Genomic DNA, 15517 nt, shown 5'->3' with positions numbered 1-15517 from the left:
GCTCATTGAAAATCGCTGCGTAGTCATCGATTTTATCCGCAAGGCTCATAATCTGACTGGTGAAGATGACGACTGCCCCAGCCAACGCACCTAGGATAATCAGGACGAAAACCAAGGTAGAGATGGCGGAGGCAAGCGATTTACGCATGCCTTTGCGATTTAAGAACCGAGCCAGGGGCTCGATCATCATGAAAATAATCAAGGCCAAGAAGATTGGCGTGGCGATGGCGTACAAATAACTGAATAACAGCATGAATAAGTAGACGGTTAGTACGATGAGCCCTATGTCAAATACCGTTCGCCAATATTTCTTGTAAAAAGAAAGCATCCCTTTTCCTCCAGATCGTTATTGTTCAGTTAAAATAATCGGTCCGTTACTTGTGATAGCAATCGTATGCTCGTATTGTGCAGAGAGACTGCCATCGTAGGTTCTAGCTGTCCATCCATCTTGATCAACTTTGGAGTGATATTTACCGACATTCAGCATCGGTTCAATGGTGAAAACCATGCCTTCCTTGATGCGCGGCCCTTTGCCGGCCGGCCCATAATGTGGCACTTGAGGCTCTTCATGCATCTCGGAGCCGATTCCGTGACCGATGAAGTCTCTAACAACAGAGAAGCCTTGCGATTCCGCGTAGACTTGAATAGCGTTGGCGACATCGCCGATCCGATTGCCGACGACAGCTTTTTCAATGCCTTTATATAAGGACTCTTTGGTAACTTTCAGAAGCTTCTCAGCAACAGGCGAGATGTTGCCAACCGCGTATGACCACGCGGAGTCTGCTAACCACCCATCGACCCGAACGACCATGTCAATCGTAACAATGTCACCATCATTGAGCGGCTCTTTCTTTGGGAAGCCATGACAGATGACGTCATTTACTGAAGCACAGGTTGCGTAAGGATAGCCGTGATACCCTTTTTGCTCAGGCGTAGCGCCATTTTTGGCCAGAAAGCCTTCGACAAATTGATCGATTTCCCACGATGTAATGCCCGGGCGAATCATTTTCGCGATTTCCTTATGGCAATCGGCAAGGATTCGGCCTGCTTTCCCCATGGCTTCAATCTGTTCTTTTGTTTTAATAGTAATCATCAAGTTTCTCTCCTTCTCAGCTAGCTTCCCTAATTGTTCATTATGTCCATTTTGCTGACCAAAGCTTCATCTCTCTAATAATTTGATGCAGATCCTGCCCTTTTGGTGTCAAGGTATACTCAACGGTAACAGGAACTGTAGGGAACGCCATGCGTTCGAGAACCCCATGTTCTTCAAGATGGCGCAAAATATCCGTAAGGGATTTGGGACTGATGCCCGTAATTTGGCGCTGCAGCTCTCCGAAACGTTTCGTTCCACAGAATAATTCACGAAGTACAAGAAATGCCCATTTCCCGCCAATAACCTCCAAGGTTCGCTCGACGGAACACTCGATTTCTTTAGGGATTTTGGGAACATAGTTGCTAAGTGGAGCGACTTTTTCATTTTCAAGAGTGGACATGAGATCGCTTCCTTTCATCAAAATTGTGTAGGGTACTTACTTTTAGGTTAGTAAGTTAACATTTTGTAATAAGGGATTAATACTCATACTACTATGTATTTTAAAGTTCCTTATGGAATTTGGCAATAGAAGGGCAGAATAGGACAAGGTTGATTTCATGCTCTAGATTCTTTACAATAGAGTTAAAATTAAAATTTATTGTTTCAGGAGATGTGTACATATGAAGGTCAAAATTTCTCGTAACGCAGCAAAAGTACTTCAATTGGAGCTTAATAAAGAAGAAAACCAAGGTTTGTTGGTTCGCGTACAAGTGACGCATAAGCATGGTGATCATGCTCACTATGGTTTGGGTCTTGATGATAAAACAGAAAATGATGTTGTAGTAAACACGGACAAAGGAATTGATGTTTTGTTAGATCAATCCGAGCCACTTCTAGATGGTATCCGTATCGACTACTTCTACACACCAGAGGAAGGCTTCATGATTACTAACCCAAGCAAGGGGAACCACGGAGACCACTAATGCGGAATGATATTCGCATTTGTGATAAATGCAAACACATGAAGGTGAAATCGGCACTTGCCAAAATAAGTGCCATTGCACCGGACACAGAAGTCAAAGTTGCGTGCAAATCGTATTGCGGTCCATGTTCGAGATTCGCATTCATCTTTATTAATGGCCGCTATATTACGGGCGCAACGGAAGACGAAGCCATCGACAAAGCAAAAAAATACGTGAAATGAGTAAAAAGCATCCGTCCAATAGGACAGGATGCTTTTTTGCTTATATAAGCTGGAATTAGGCGTAAACGGCTGATTTTTCTAACAACTTACGAATTTCACGATCGATCTTGTGCGGTTTCGTAGTAGGAGAGAAGCGCTTGATTACATTGCCGTTTCCATCGACTAGGAATTTGGTGAAATTCCACTTGATACCGGACCCGAATAGGCCAGATGCCTTGCTCTTCAAATAACGATACAATGGATGGGCATCGGAGCCATTCACATCGATCTTGGCGAATAGCGGAAAATTAACACCGAAATTAAGTTGGCACGCCTGTTCAACTTGCTTGTTATCGCCAGGCTCCTGATCTCTGAATTGATTGCAGGGAAAACCTAGGACACTAAAGCCTTGATCTTTATAGGTGTCGTGTAACTTTTGAAGTCCTTCGAATTGAGGAGCTAACCCGCATTTGGTTGCTGTATTTACAATGAGTAGGACCTGATTCTTGTAATCGCTAAGCGATTTGTCTTCACCGCGAATCGTTTTCATTTTAAATTGATGTACACTCATAGTGACACAACCTTCCGAAACTAATATTTCTCACAATTTAATTGTACACAATTTTAATTCAGAAGGAAAGTTATTTTTTCGCCAAATCTTCTAATGCACCTGCGATCGAAGGAAAGCGCCACTCAAAACCATGCTCTTGAAGTACACGAGGAATGACCTTCTGACCTTCCAGAAGCAGAACAGAAAGTTCGCCAAAAATTAATTTCATCATAAATGCCGGAACAGGAAAGAGATTGGGTCTTCGCATGGCAGTCGCAATCGCGCGTCCCAATTGCTTATTCGTTACTGGATTTGGGGCCGTTGCGTTAACGGGACCAGCAATCGATTCATTTTGAACGCAAAAATCAATAAGTCTCACCATATCATCGATATGAATCCACGAATGCCACTGCCTGCCGCTGCCAACTGTGCCGCCTACTCCAAGCTTATAAGGAAGTGCCATCTTGGGGAACGCACCTTCTTTATTATCCAACACCAGTCCAACCCGCACCTTCACGATACGTGTTCCTTGGATTAAATCAGCCGCAGCTTCCCATTGCTTGACTACGCTGGCTAGGAAGTCCGTCTCTCGATAAGGACTCGTCTCATCAAAGGTATCTGAATCCGAAATACCGTAATACGACATGCCGGAAGCATTCACAACGACCTTTGGCTTTGGATCCATTTTCGCGACAAGCTTGGCTACATGCTCAGCCGCCTGCAATCGGGATTGTAAAATTCGCGTCTTAGCCGCTTTCGTCCACCGTTGACTGATGGATTCACCAGCCAAATTTACGATTGCATCAAGACCTGCAAGAGATTCCGTATTTTGCTCTAACTGATCCCATGTTATCGTTCTGACACTTGGTATCTGCTTGGAAGATGAGCGTGATATATTAATAAGTTCGTGACCTTGTCCCAACCAGTAAGTGATTAAACGTTTTCCAATAAACCCACTGCCGCCTGTGATCGCTATTTTCATATGCAAGCACCTCCATATCATTATTATAGATACTCCATCCAATAAATACCATCAAGGAGAAAGCGATCGAGAAAGGTAAACATTCCAGTCTAAAATGACGACACAATTCGCTATTTTCGTGTATAATTGGATTTTGGTTATTAATTAACCATAGGGTAATTCGTGTGTCAGCGAGAGGAGTCATCGTCTATGAATCGAATGCGTCAATTTCTTCAAGCCTATCATCCTATCGTACATACGCTTATCTTAGGTACGGTCATGGCTCGGGCTGCTTCTTCCATGAGTTTACCGTTCCTAGCAATCTATTTGGCGAAGCACTCCGATATGAGCCCTGGGCTCATTGGTATTGTAATTGGAATGGGGGCATTAGCTGGAACGTTTGGCGGTTTTATCGGTGGTACGTTGTCAGACCGATTCGGACGTCGAGTCATTATGCTCGCGGCACTCTTTGGCTGGGGAGTCGTATTCCTCGGATTCAGTGTTGTAAAATTACCGGTCTTATTTATGCTGCTCAATATGCTCAATGGACTGTGCCGCTCATTCTATGAGCCTGTGTCACAAGCGCTAATGGCAGATTTAACGGAGCCGTCCAAAAGGATGCAAGTATTTTCACTCCGCTATATGGCGATTAACGTTGGTGTAGCTGTTGGACCTTTGCTGGGAGCTTTCTTTGCAACTATGAACGGAGCCTTGCCATTCCTGCTGACCGGGATTATTTATGTAATCTATGGTGTGACACTTTACGCCCTTCTAATTAAATTCGGGATTAAGAAAATCGAAGGTGAGAAGAAAGCCATCGTTACTTTCCGTTCTGCGATAGGTGTTATTCGTAAGGATATGACCTTCCGTTTGTATATAATCGGGGGGATTATCGGAGCCATTGGTTATTCACAGGTGATGGTGACGTTGTCGCAGTACTTACAAAGGGATTTTGCTAATGGGGTCAAAATGTTCGCCATTCTCATGAGCGCCAATGCCATTGTTGTTATTGCGATGCAGATTCCGCTGGGGAAATGGGCAGAAAAGTATTCACCTCTAACGGCTATTGTTGTTGGCAACTTGATGTTCGCATTAGGTGATATCGGATTTGCGTTTTCACACTCTTTGACATGGCTGATTATTTCGATGGGAATTTTCACGTTTGGTGAAATTTTGAACTATCCTGCCGCGAACATGTTGATAGATAAGCTAGCTCCTGAACATATGCGAGGAACGTACTACGGTGCTCAAACATTAACGAACATAGGTCACTTTATGGGGCCATGGATTGGCGGCTTTCTATTGGTTTCCTTTGGCGGCAGCACGCTCTTTCTTGTGATCGCTATTTTGTCGATGATTGGCTCGATTTTCTATTGGAGAGGCACGAAACGTCAAAAAACAGTGAAAATAACGTCGAAAATGCAAATATTATGATGAATTTCGTAAAAATAGTTCCTTCGAACTATTCGATTTCAAATCGTCATCCCTTATCCTTAAGAGTATAGCAAGTATTATTTTGAAATCTTCATCTAAAATGATTGTGCATGTCATCTCGACAAAGGCAAAGCTGGCGAAAGCCAGTGACGCAAAGCTACAGGGGCCTTACTTCTCCTGCAAAGGACAAGCAGCCAGCCAGCCGCCGAACGATTGGGAATTCACTTCAGAACCCCTCTAGTCGGTTCACTACGGTGGGTTTTTTTCTCTGTCATAGCGAAGCAAATGAATCAAATGGAATGACACGTACAAAGGAGGCCCTAGCGGCATGAAATCGGAAGTTAAATTCCAGGATGAACAGAAAGCAACATCGTTATGCGGTAACCATGTTGCACGTTTGGTGCCATCCACGGATGGACCTAAGCTTATGATTAACCGAGAAGAGTATGCATTAAACGAAGCGTGTTGGGATGTTGAGATGTTTCACGGGAGAAACAATAGCATTCTGATTTTTTACTGGAAAGGCGAAGTAAAGCTCTCTGTGAAAATGCCTCCGATGGCTCAAATCGAAGGGTTTGTCACAAGACTTTTGCAATGTCTATCATCCAAATTGAGAGTGGTTCAGCCTATCTAGGTGAATCGCTCTTTTTTTTTTGAAATCGCTCATTGTCACCTAACGACACTAGCTGATATAATATGACCATCACATTTCATAGTTCTTAAGAACTACATTAAAGGAGATGCATGGCATGAGATTGATCACACGTTCCGATTTCGATGGTTTAGTATGCGCGATGCTCTTCAAACAATTAAATATGGTGGATGAAATGAAGTTTGTCCATCCCAAAGATATGCAGGACGGCTTAATTGAGGTTACGGAGAATGATATTTTGGCAAATGTACCCTACGTTCCAGGATGTGGTTTATGGTTCGATCATCATTCCAGTGAACTCACACGGATGGGGGAATCCGTAACGTACAAAGGTGAAACGCGACTTGCTCCAAGTGCTGCACGAGTTGTCTATGATTACTATGGTGGGAAAGAAACCTTCGGCGATATCGACGATATTATGCAAGGTGTAGATAAAGCGGACTCCGCGCAGTTTAGCAAAGAAGATATTTTGAATCCGAGCGGTTGGGATTTGCTTTCGTTTATCATGGATGCTCGAACGGGATTAGGTCGTTATCGGGATTATCGCATCAGTAATTATCAGTTGATGGAGGATCTAGTGGAGCATTGTGCAACGAAATCCGTTGGTGAGATCATGGAGTTACCCGATGTGAAAGAGCGTGTAGCTCGTTATTTTGAACTAGATGCGCTATACCGGGACATGCTGCAAACCTATACACGGGTTGAGGGAAATGTCGTCATTACGGATCTTCGCGATGTGGAGACGATTTATCCGGGGAATCGTTTCATGGTCTATGCCCTATATCCGGAGCAAAACACCTCGATTTGGATTGTTGATGGTCGAAACAAACAAAACTGCGTATTCGCTTGCGGGCACAGCATTGTCAATCGCACCGCACAAACAAACATTGGGGATTTGATGCTTCAACATGGCGGCGGTGGGCATCATGCTGCAGGGACTTGCCAAGTGGATTATGGGCAAGCTGACGAGGTTCTGAACAAAATCGTTGAAACGATGCAAGCAGCAGGTTAAAATAAGTGGACAAGCCGCAGCGGGGGAGCAGCCCAGCGTGCGGTTTTTCTTTGTAAGGAGGTTGTCATCCATGGACTTAAAACAGATGCACCACGTTGCGATTATTTGTTCGGATTACGAGCAATCGAAGCATTTCTATGTTGATTTACTCGGACTTACCGTCATTCACGAAACATATCGCGCTGAAAGAGACTCGTACAAATTGGATTTGCGCATTGGGGCTACCGCACAGGAAATTGAATTATTTTCTTTCCCGAATCCACCCCTGCGCGTGAATCAACCTGAAGCGAGGGGGCTACGTCATCTGGCCTTCGTTGTAGCTAATATGGAGCAAAGTGTGCAAGAGCTAGAAAGCAAAGGAATTCCGGTTGAGCCAGTGCGGGTTGACCCGATTACTGGGAATCTGTACACGTTTTTCGCGGATCCGGATGGATTGCCGTTGGAATTGGTGGAGATTGTTGGATAGGTGAAATTTTGAGCGGGCCGAAGTAGATCGGACAGCTGACTAAAAAATCGTAGATCGATTAGTCAGATTAATGGTTAACGGCCGCCAGTGTCGTTATTGTCCTATAATTCATTTCTTTTTGCGCGTAACGGACCCTAGAGCTCTTATTGGCCCATTTCGCGTGCATATTTCCTCCAAAAACGGTTAATAGCCGCGATAGTGTCCGTTAGAATTCTGAATCGGCGATGTTTCATCGAATAGGGGCTTCCATGTCCGTTACCTTGGCATGGAGAAACGGGATACCTCCGTAAGTGCAATCCAAAAACAGCGGCAGCCAAGACGTAAAGTCTCGCTGCCGCTGTTTCATTTATTTGTATGCTACGTGTCTTACCTGCGCGGAGGTAACGGTCCTAAATACTGGAATAAATTACATTCGATCCGTCCATTAAAAAGCTTACGCTTCTTATCGGCGCGGCGGTTCATATAATGCTCGAGCTGTGTGCTCGGGCTTAGGATGAACAGGCTCCACGACGGCATTGGCCGCGTTAATGCACCGAGCTCGCGCAGCGCCAGCTCAACATCCGGTGCTTCACCAAGACGCTCGCCGTACGGCGGGTTGGTGATCAGGCAGCCATAGTCGCCGCGCGGGCGCGCTTTGGCGATGGGCTCAACCTTCAGCTGGAACTGCTTCGTCAGTCCAGCTGCCTTGGCGGCCGCCTCTGCCACTTCGATGGCAGCAGGGTCAATGTCGCTGCCGACAATGTGCAGCGGCACGTTGTCTTTCACCGCGTCGAACGCTTCGTCGCGGGCTTTGTCCCACAGCTTGCGGGGAATGTTTCCCCAAGCTTCACTAGGGAAGCTGCGCCGCAGGCCTGGCGCGATGTTCCAGCCGATCATCGCCGCTTCGATCGGGATGGTCCCCGACCCGCAGAACGGGTCGTAGAGCGGCCGGTCGACGTTCCAGCGGCTTAACAGGATCAAAGCGGCCGCCATCGTTTCCTTCAGCGGCGCTTCGGTCACGAGCTTGCGGTAGCCGCGCTTATGAAGACTGGGGCCGGTCGTGTCGATGGTTAGCGTAGCGATATCGTTCAGCAGCGCGACTTCAATCACATAGCGAGCTCCGTTCTCGGGGAACCATTCGGTGCCATAGCGCTGCTTCAGTTTCTCAACGACAGCTTTCTTAGCGATTCCTTGGCAAGCGGGAACGCTGGATAATTGTGACTTATGGGATCGCCCCTCGACAGGGAATTCGGCATCGTTCGGGATCCAGTCTGGCCAAGCGAGAGCTTTGGTGCCTTCGAAAAGCTCATCGAAGGTTGTTGCTTTGAATTGCCCCATTAGTACGAGGACGCGATCGGCTGTTCGCAGCCAAAGGTTCGTCCGACAGATGGCCAATTCGTCACCAAAGAAACGGACGCGTCCATTCTCGACGGTCATTTCCTCATAGCCGAGGTCACGGATTTCGCGGGCAACGATAGCCTCAAGTCCCATCGGACAAGTGGCGATTAGTTCAATTTTTTGTGGCATAGGTATAGTCCTTCCATCCGGGTTGTACAACGCTCATAAAACTCATACAATTAACAAGTATAGGACAAATAGGTTACACTTACAAACGGGTATTGCAAAGTACCTGCATACGATGCGAATTTAGGAGGACAAATACATGGAAACGATCACTGCAGAAAGCTATATGGAAGGTCTATATGAAGAAGATGCCGTACTGACTCGGGTGAAGGAAGTTATTGTAGCTCACAACATGCCTGAGATTTCTATCGCTCCAGGATATGGCAGATTATTAACGATGCTGGTTACGATGATAGGTGCGAAACGAGTGTTGGAAATTGGAGCGTTAGGCGGGTATAGTGGCATTTGCTTAGCGAGAGGGTTAAAAGAGGGCGGAAAACTCATTTCCTTGGAGCTAAAACAAGATTTCGCGGATGTGGCAAAGCGTAACGTGACCGACGCCGGTCTTGGTGATTTCGTTGAGTATCGGATTGGCGAAGCACTAGATCACTTGAACGAGCTCTTGGAGCGGGGCGAGCGCTTCGATTTCTTCTTTATTGATGCGGATAAAGTGAATTATCCGAACTATTTGGAACGCGCGATCAAGCTGGCGAATCCAGGTGCAATCATTGCTGGCGATAATACATTGATGCGTGGCAAAGTTGTGGATGAGAAGCAAACGAAGGCTTCCGTTCAAGCGATGCGAACGTTTAATCAGCGAATTGCGACAGATGAGAGGCTGGAAAGTACGATACTACCGGCGTATGATGGATTAGCTTTAGCCCGTGTGAAATAAATGAATTGAGAAAAAGAGCGATTCGCTGCTAGCAGCTGATCGCTCTTTCGTCTTGTTAGGATGCTTTATCCTTCGTATGTAAATCAAAATCGATCCTTTTCGTATCTTTCATTTGTGGTTGAATTTGTGTTATGGGTACCTGAGGTTGCTTGGCAGGTGCGAGGTGAGTTGTTGTACGTTGCTTCTTGAAGCTCATCGTGCTAAGGCTGTTCCAGTAGATAAACAAACATTCGGCACAAACGATAATCAGTATGATTTTACGCCAATTTAGCTTCATTCAGATAATCCTCACTTTCCATCATGCACTTATATTAGCATATGGTGGAATAAATTTCCAATGATTTTCATCCAAGGGTAAAATCATTCCCTATTCGCAAGGCTTGTCGAATAAATGGAAAACCTCCATCTAATTTTCGGGATATATGATGAAAGTATGAATTAAATGGAAAAAGTACATGTAAATTCTCAATTTTCCGAGGAAATGAAGGAAAGAGTCAAAATTAGTCTCCTAAAATCCAGTTATTTGAGCAAATGGGTGTTTTGAGCTAATAATAACTGGATATTTTCCATTTATCTTGTTGGGCAGCGGGAAGGTGTAGGTGTAGGTATAAGTGGGAGCACCAACTTAATCACTCAAATGCACCAGTCCTGTCGTAATCTCCAACTCGTACCTTCGACTATCAGGCATCTGAACGTCGTACGCCATCTGGACAGCTCGCTTAATGTTATAGGGCACCCGCACGAATTGCAGCGCAACCCCTGCTGGAACCGCAGGATCCGTCTCTCCCTCGATCACGCAGTAGCATGCCTGAGGTATGCCGTCGTAGGGAACGCCCACACTGCCCACATTGAACAGCATCAGCCCGCTGCGCTGCCCAGTTTGTGCACTCTGCTCTGTCAGGCTCTCGCTCAGCGCGCCCCTCTCCGAAGGGTTGCTCAACGTCAACATATAAGGAATATGAATATCCCCGTAACCGGCGATATCCGGCTCAGTCCCATCGACAGGGGTTCCGGTCATTTCCGTATTTTCAAACATCGCTAGTCGCTCATTCTTCGAAGCTTCCCGTTTCAATCGATGAAAGACACTCTGAGCCGACGCATGGAACAAGCGAATATGTTTCCCGCTAAGCATCACATCGATCGAGAAGGGAAGCTGCTTCAAATAGGCTAGACGCTCCTCTCCAAGCGATTGCTGCTGCCACATGCCAGCAGGAAGCTCCTGCGGCATTGTGATGCCGAGATCCCAGTTGCCTTGCACAACGGCTTCACAAGTCAATTTAATGAGGTCGACAACCTCGGCAGAGCTCGGCCCTTTGCCAACAAGATCACCTAGACAGATGATGCGTGTAAGGCCTCTGCACTCAATATCGTGAAGCACGGCTTCCAAAGCAGGTAGGTTTCCATGAATATCGGAAATAATGGCGATTTTCTCCAAGCGACCCTGTCCTTTCTAATCCTATGTAATGCTTCTGTTATACCATAAGCTAGACATTCTGAAAATGAGAGTCTATCCCTATTAGAGGTTGTTCGAGAAGTCCACTTTTGATCACGAAGTGGTTCATGTAGCGTATTCAACATCGAATATTGAATTCAGCCGGAACTTCCGGTGCTCACGTAGCTTTCACTACGCTCCGCTCCTCATTTCCTAGCTTCTTTCAATCTTCTCGGTACTGAAAACTGGACTTTTTGAACACGAACTATTACCCAACGATGTCGACTTCTGTTATAATTTGTAGGGGGAAAGGGGAATGTTTGAATTGGAATCTAGACAAGAACGTCACGGTAAATCGAAAAAAGAATCAAATCCGAGCAAAAAGCCTTCACTTAAAGTTTTAGGTGGCTTCACAGTTGCAGCGATTGCTTGTTTTGCCATTGGAATCGGGGCTTCTTATTTATCCTCCAATAATAATAATGGGGAAGAAGAGGGAGCGGCTTCAACACCAATGGCTGTTATTTCGCCCAAACCGTCAACCTCCACTACGAATGGAAATTCAACAGTGCAGGCAAGTCCCAAAGCTTCTACCGTCGTTACCCCGACACCAACACCATCAGCGAATCCAACAGCGGTAAATCAAGTAGGAACTGGCGCACAAGTGAAGTTAACTTTTGTGGGTGATGTGATTATGGCCTCCAAAGTGGAAGATATCCTTAAGCAAAAAGGCTATGATTACCCGTACACGAATGTCAAAGACTTTTTAACCAAAGCTGATTTTACAATTGCAAATTTGGAATCACCGATAACGACTAGAGGTAGCGTTCAGAGCAAAGAGTACGTGTATCGTTCTGCGCCTGAGGCATTGCCCCCGCTTAAACAAGCAGGTGTTGACATTGTCAACCTAGCCAATAATCACATCATGGATTACGGTTCAGAAGGCTTGTTAGATACAATGAATGCACTGGATCAAGAGGGCATTAAGCGAGTAGGTGCTGGCAAAGATAATTCAGAAGCCTACCAACCAACCATTGTGGAAAAAGATGGCATGAAGATTGCTGTTTTTGGTTTCAGCCGTGTTGTTCCGGAAGCTTCGTGGAAGGCTGCACCTGGTCATCCTGGGGTTGCCGAAACGTATAACTATAAGCCGCCAGTTGAAGCCATTGAGAAAGCCAAAGCAACAGCCGATCTTGTTGTCGTTGTGGCTCATTGGGGTGTAGAACGCGATGACAATCCGGATAAATATCAGAAGGAGCTCGCACATCGTTACATTGATGCAGGGGCAGATCTAGTTATAGGCGGACATCCACATGTCCTGCAAGGCTTTGAACAATACAAAGGCAAATGGATTGCCTATAGTTTAGGCAACTTCATTTTTACGACGAATGACACGCCGAAAACCTGGGAAACCGTTATCTTGGAAGCGGCTTGTACGAAGGACAAGTCCTGCAATATCCATCTAGTGCCGATTATGACGAAATTAGCCTTGCCTACTCCGATGAATGAGGAAGATGGCGCGAAGCTATTTCAACGATTAAACAAAATTTCAATAGGTGCCACGGTTGATGCACAAGGCAATGTGAATAAGAAATAGAAGAGGTGTTCATCTAACATGACAACAACGATCCGAAATATATATTGCGTTGGACGGAACTATCGGGCACATGCTGCAGAACTAGGGAACGATGTCCCTGATCAACCGATGATTTTCACAAAGCCTACACATGCGTTAGTACACATGGATGGAGGCGCACTGTCACTTCCTAGTGATCAAGGTGAAATTCATTATGAAACTGAACTCGTCTTACATATAGCGAAGCCGTACATAGAAGGTAGTAAAGTCGATGAGATTGTAGATCAATATGCACTTGGGATTGATTTCACACTTCGTGATGTGCAGAACGTGATTAAGAAAAAGGGACAACCATGGCTGCCTGCCAAAGGGTTCCTGAAGTCAGCTCCAATCACAACTTTCCGTCCATTTCCTGGCGAGTCCGAATTGACGAAATCGAACTTCCAACTTCGACAGAATGGGCATGTGGTTCAGGACGGGAACATCTCGCATATGATTTTCGATCTTCAAACCATCATCGATTACATTGCGAAGCATTATGGATTAGGTGCTGGCGACATCATTTTCACAGGGACACCGGAAGGTGTAGGCTCTGTCCAAGATGGCGACCGATTAGAGTTGTACTGGGGAGAAGAGCAATTCGGAGCTTTTTCCATCAAATTATAGTAGAAAAGGGCAGTCTCCAAGGTCAATTCGACCTCAGAGAACTGCCCTTTTTCATCGGCATGCTATGTATTCGTTTCAATTGGATTGGCTAACGCTGCATCCGAGTATTGCTCTCTTACTCGAAGAATAGCAGGTAATTGTTTGAAGAAGGCATCCACCACATCAGGGTCAAAATGCTCTCCGCGTTCCTCCTGGAACAATTGGAGAATGCGATCGAGCTCCCACGCCTTTTTGTAGACGCGATCACTGCCAAGGGCATCGAAGACATCAGCTATAGCTGTGATGCGACCGTAAATATGTATCTCTTCACCTTTAATACCGCGCGGGTACCCACGCCCATTCCATTTCTCATGATGCTCATAGGCAACAACCGCGGCGGTTTTGAGAATATGACGGGTCGAATTTCGCAGCAGATTATAGCCGATCAACGTATGATTTTGCATAAGTTTGAACTCGTCCTCGGTCAGCTTGCCAGGCTTATTGAGAACCGCATCAGGGATAGCTACCTTGCCGATATCATGCATAGGTGAGGCCATCTTCAACAGTTCAGCCTCATCTTGACTCATTCCCAACTCCAGCGCTAGCAAATAAGAATACTCGGCAACACGCTTCACATGATTGCCAGTTTCCTTAGAACGACTTTCACCAATTTCCCCCATTCGGAAAATGATTTCTTTCTGTGTTTCCTCGATTTCCATCGTTAGGAGAGCAGACTCCAATGATTTTCCAGCATAAGAAGAGGCCAAGGTTAAATATTCCATATCCTTGTCGGAGAATTGCTCGCTCGCCGTAAGCTTATTAATCGCTTGATAAGCCCCCATGATCTCACCTTGGCTATTCCGGAAGGGGATGACCATTAAGGCTTTTGTGCGATAACCCGTTTGTTGGTCTGTACGGATGGCGCCATTTTGCAAATAAGTTTTGTATTCCTCATTAGTATAAGCATCATGAATGAAGACAGCTTGATCATTCGTCACTGCATAGCCTACGAGGCCTGCTGAGCTTGGGATCCGTATTTCATCAAGACCATGAGCCACTTTAGACCACAGCTCACTCTTTTGTGTATCGAGCAGCCAGACGGTACAGCGATCGGAGACAATCATCTCACGACCCATATCCGCCATCAGCATTAGTACGTTATCAAGAAGTCGTTCGTTCGCAATCTTGGAAGCATAGTCGAAAATGACACGCAGCATTTCTTCGGGTTTTAGGTCTCTTTTGAATGTGGAATTGGTAGTGAAGTGATCTTGCTCCATGTCAGCCTCCTATCGCTTATCACTATTATAGTATCATAGAATAGGCTATTTATGGTTAATAATTTGCAGAAATAACCGAAAATTGTCGAATTAATTTTACAAAACGCAACAAAGAAGAGACTTGGTAGAATATGTTACAATAGACATAATAAATGTCGGCTCAGAAATTGAAATGAACGGGGAGAATCGTATTTATGCTGTTTATGCCGGTCGTCTATGGATTCATAGGAAGCGCAATAATTGCAGGAGCTGCCTATTGGAAGAAATCCTTATCATTGTCTGGGCTAGTGGCAGCGGTGCTGCTAGGAACGACAATGTATGCATATGGGAGTCTAGCGTGGTTCGGAACACTAATCGCGTTCTTCATCTCTTCTAGCTTGCTATCCAAACTCAAACAACAGCGTAAAGCCGCAGCAGAAAGTGGCTATGCCAAAGGTGGGCGACGAGATGCAGGGCAAGTTGCCGCCAATGGAGGACTTGGTTTGCTGCTTTGTATCGGAAATGCCATCTGGCCAGATCCTGTCTGGTGGTTTATGTATATAGGTGTTATGGCAACGGTGAATGCGGATACTTGGGCAACAGAAATTGGTGGGCTGAGTAAGTCGATCCCTCGGTCTATCGTGAATGGGAAGCGGGTTGCAGCAGGTACTTCAGGAGGAATTACAAGTTTAGGGATCGTTGCTTCCTTGCTTGGCGGGGCGTTTATCGGGCTTGTGGGCGGCATTTTCAACCAACTAGATGAGACACAGGGGAGCAGTACTTCGATCATGTTCTTAGTCGCGGTAGGTGCAATTGCCGGTTTAGGTGGATCTCTCACGGATTCTTGGTTCGGGGCGACGTTGCAGGTGATGTTTCATTGTGAGGTTTGCGGTAAAACAATTGAGAAGCGGGAACATTGTAATCAGAAAGCTAGACAAATTCGAGGTTTGAGATGGATGAGTAATGATGTGGTAAACGCAACTTCCTCTTTAATCGGAGGGGTAATATGCTGCTATCTGAGCACCTTACCTCTCTGATGGTT

At 45.7% G+C, this 15517-nt stretch carries 19 protein-coding genes and 1 riboswitch; of the genes, 10 read left to right on the top strand and 9 right to left on the bottom strand.

What is annotated here, in order from left to right; all coding sequences use genetic code 11:
- The 3 genes from AC1DLM_RS27680 to AC1DLM_RS27670 form a co-directional block, all read right to left on the bottom strand.
- On the bottom strand, positions 1-328 hold a 328-nt coding region (locus tag AC1DLM_RS27680), incomplete at its 3' end, for an AI-2E family transporter (protein WP_477571751.1).
- Positions 329-346: 18 nt separating this feature from the next.
- Positions 347-1093, bottom strand: coding sequence for a type I methionyl aminopeptidase (gene map / locus AC1DLM_RS27675; protein ID WP_441988040.1), 747 nt, complete (start codon positions 1091-1093; stop codon positions 347-349).
- Between the two features lie 40 nt (positions 1094-1133).
- The gene (locus AC1DLM_RS27670) at positions 1134-1493 is read right to left on the bottom strand and encodes a winged helix-turn-helix transcriptional regulator (RefSeq protein WP_056616422.1); all 360 of its coding nucleotides are present in this window, start codon (positions 1491-1493) and stop codon (positions 1134-1136) included.
- Positions 1494-1713: 220 nt separating this feature from the next.
- On the opposite strand from AC1DLM_RS27670, the gene AC1DLM_RS27665 reads away from it, so the two are divergent.
- Both AC1DLM_RS27665 and AC1DLM_RS27660 read left to right on the top strand, forming a co-directional pair.
- Positions 1714-2016 (top strand): HesB/IscA family protein, encoded by a 303-nt coding sequence (locus AC1DLM_RS27665; RefSeq protein ID WP_441988041.1) that lies wholly within the window; start codon positions 1714-1716, stop codon positions 2014-2016.
- Positions 2016-2237, top strand: a complete 222-nt coding sequence (locus AC1DLM_RS27660; protein ID WP_171633994.1) for a YuzB family protein — start codon at positions 2016-2018, stop codon at positions 2235-2237. The genes AC1DLM_RS27665 and AC1DLM_RS27660 overlap by 1 nt, the downstream gene beginning before the upstream one ends.
- A 55-nt stretch (positions 2238-2292) precedes the next feature.
- On the opposite strand, the gene AC1DLM_RS27655 is transcribed toward AC1DLM_RS27660, so the two are convergent.
- Both AC1DLM_RS27655 and AC1DLM_RS27650 read right to left on the bottom strand, forming a co-directional pair.
- On the bottom strand, positions 2293-2787 hold the full coding sequence (locus AC1DLM_RS27655; RefSeq protein ID WP_441988042.1) for a glutathione peroxidase: 495 nt from the start codon (positions 2785-2787) through the stop codon (positions 2293-2295).
- Positions 2788-2857: 70 nt separating this feature from the next.
- Entirely contained in the window at positions 2858-3748 is an 891-nt protein-coding gene (locus tag AC1DLM_RS27650; RefSeq protein WP_441988043.1) for a TIGR01777 family oxidoreductase, read from the bottom strand.
- A 189-nt stretch (positions 3749-3937) separates the two neighbouring features.
- Here AC1DLM_RS27650 and AC1DLM_RS27645 point away from each other — a divergent pair, with 189 nt between their 5' ends.
- The 4 genes from AC1DLM_RS27645 (at position 3938) to gloA2 (ending at position 7291) form a co-directional block, all read left to right on the top strand.
- A complete protein-coding gene (locus AC1DLM_RS27645) occupies positions 3938-5161 on the top strand; it encodes an MDR family MFS transporter (RefSeq protein WP_441988044.1) in 1224 nt (407 codons plus the stop codon).
- A 116-nt stretch (positions 5162-5277) separates the two neighbouring features.
- Positions 5278-5371: riboswitch (cyclic di-GMP riboswitch) on the top strand.
- A 118-nt stretch (positions 5372-5489) separates the two neighbouring features.
- On the top strand, positions 5490-5795 hold the full coding sequence (locus AC1DLM_RS27640; RefSeq protein ID WP_441988045.1) for a hypothetical protein: 306 nt from the start codon (positions 5490-5492) through the stop codon (positions 5793-5795).
- 115 nt (positions 5796-5910) lie between these two features.
- Positions 5911-6825, top strand: coding sequence for an exopolyphosphatase (locus AC1DLM_RS27635; protein ID WP_441988046.1), 915 nt, complete (start codon positions 5911-5913; stop codon positions 6823-6825).
- A gap of 70 nt (positions 6826-6895) precedes the next feature.
- Positions 6896-7291 (top strand): SMU1112c/YaeR family gloxylase I-like metalloprotein, encoded by a 396-nt coding sequence (gene gloA2 / locus AC1DLM_RS27630; RefSeq protein ID WP_441988047.1) that lies wholly within the window; start codon positions 6896-6898, stop codon positions 7289-7291.
- A 366-nt stretch (positions 7292-7657) separates the two neighbouring features.
- Here gloA2 and AC1DLM_RS27625 read toward each other — a convergent pair whose 3' ends face one another.
- Positions 7658-8797 carry a THUMP domain-containing class I SAM-dependent RNA methyltransferase gene (locus AC1DLM_RS27625; protein WP_056616402.1) on the bottom strand — a complete coding sequence of 380 codons (1140 nt, stop codon included), beginning with the start codon at positions 8795-8797 and terminating at the stop codon, positions 7658-7660.
- Between the two features lie 136 nt (positions 8798-8933).
- Here AC1DLM_RS27625 and AC1DLM_RS27620 point away from each other — a divergent pair, with 136 nt between their 5' ends.
- Positions 8934-9569 (top strand): O-methyltransferase, encoded by a 636-nt coding sequence (locus AC1DLM_RS27620; RefSeq protein ID WP_477571750.1) that lies wholly within the window; start codon positions 8934-8936, stop codon positions 9567-9569.
- A 55-nt stretch (positions 9570-9624) separates the two neighbouring features.
- Here AC1DLM_RS27620 and AC1DLM_RS27615 read toward each other — a convergent pair whose 3' ends face one another.
- Together AC1DLM_RS27615 and AC1DLM_RS27610 are read right to left on the bottom strand one after the other, a co-directional pair.
- Entirely contained in the window at positions 9625-9846 is a 222-nt protein-coding gene (locus tag AC1DLM_RS27615) for a hypothetical protein (RefSeq protein ID WP_441988049.1), read from the bottom strand.
- A gap of 348 nt (positions 9847-10194) precedes the next feature.
- The gene (locus AC1DLM_RS27610) at positions 10195-11004 is read right to left on the bottom strand and encodes a metallophosphoesterase family protein (protein ID WP_441988050.1); all 810 of its coding nucleotides are present in this window, start codon (positions 11002-11004) and stop codon (positions 10195-10197) included.
- 313 nt (positions 11005-11317) lie between these two features.
- Between AC1DLM_RS27610 and AC1DLM_RS27605 the strand changes: the two genes are divergently transcribed.
- Both AC1DLM_RS27605 and AC1DLM_RS27600 read left to right on the top strand, forming a co-directional pair.
- The gene (locus AC1DLM_RS27605) at positions 11318-12595 is read left to right on the top strand and encodes a CapA family protein (protein ID WP_441988051.1); all 1278 of its coding nucleotides are present in this window, start codon (positions 11318-11320) and stop codon (positions 12593-12595) included.
- Between the two features lie 18 nt (positions 12596-12613).
- The gene (locus tag AC1DLM_RS27600; RefSeq protein ID WP_441988052.1) at positions 12614-13240 is read left to right on the top strand and encodes a fumarylacetoacetate hydrolase family protein; all 627 of its coding nucleotides are present in this window, start codon (positions 12614-12616) and stop codon (positions 13238-13240) included.
- Between the two features lie 62 nt (positions 13241-13302).
- On the opposite strand, the gene AC1DLM_RS27595 is transcribed toward AC1DLM_RS27600, so the two are convergent.
- The gene (locus AC1DLM_RS27595) at positions 13303-14496 is read right to left on the bottom strand and encodes an HD domain-containing phosphohydrolase (protein ID WP_441988053.1); all 1194 of its coding nucleotides are present in this window, start codon (positions 14494-14496) and stop codon (positions 13303-13305) included.
- Between the two features lie 203 nt (positions 14497-14699).
- On the opposite strand from AC1DLM_RS27595, the gene AC1DLM_RS27590 reads away from it, so the two are divergent.
- Complete coding sequence (locus AC1DLM_RS27590; RefSeq protein WP_477571754.1) at positions 14700-15512, top strand: DUF92 domain-containing protein; 813 nt, start codon at positions 14700-14702, stop codon at positions 15510-15512.
- Positions 15513-15517: the final 5 nt, after the last annotated feature.

This window comes from Paenibacillus sp. 01T442, assembly GCF_056398345.1.
The sequence above is the reverse complement of the archived record's forward strand: the minus strand, read 5'-3'. Positions and strand labels throughout refer to the sequence as shown.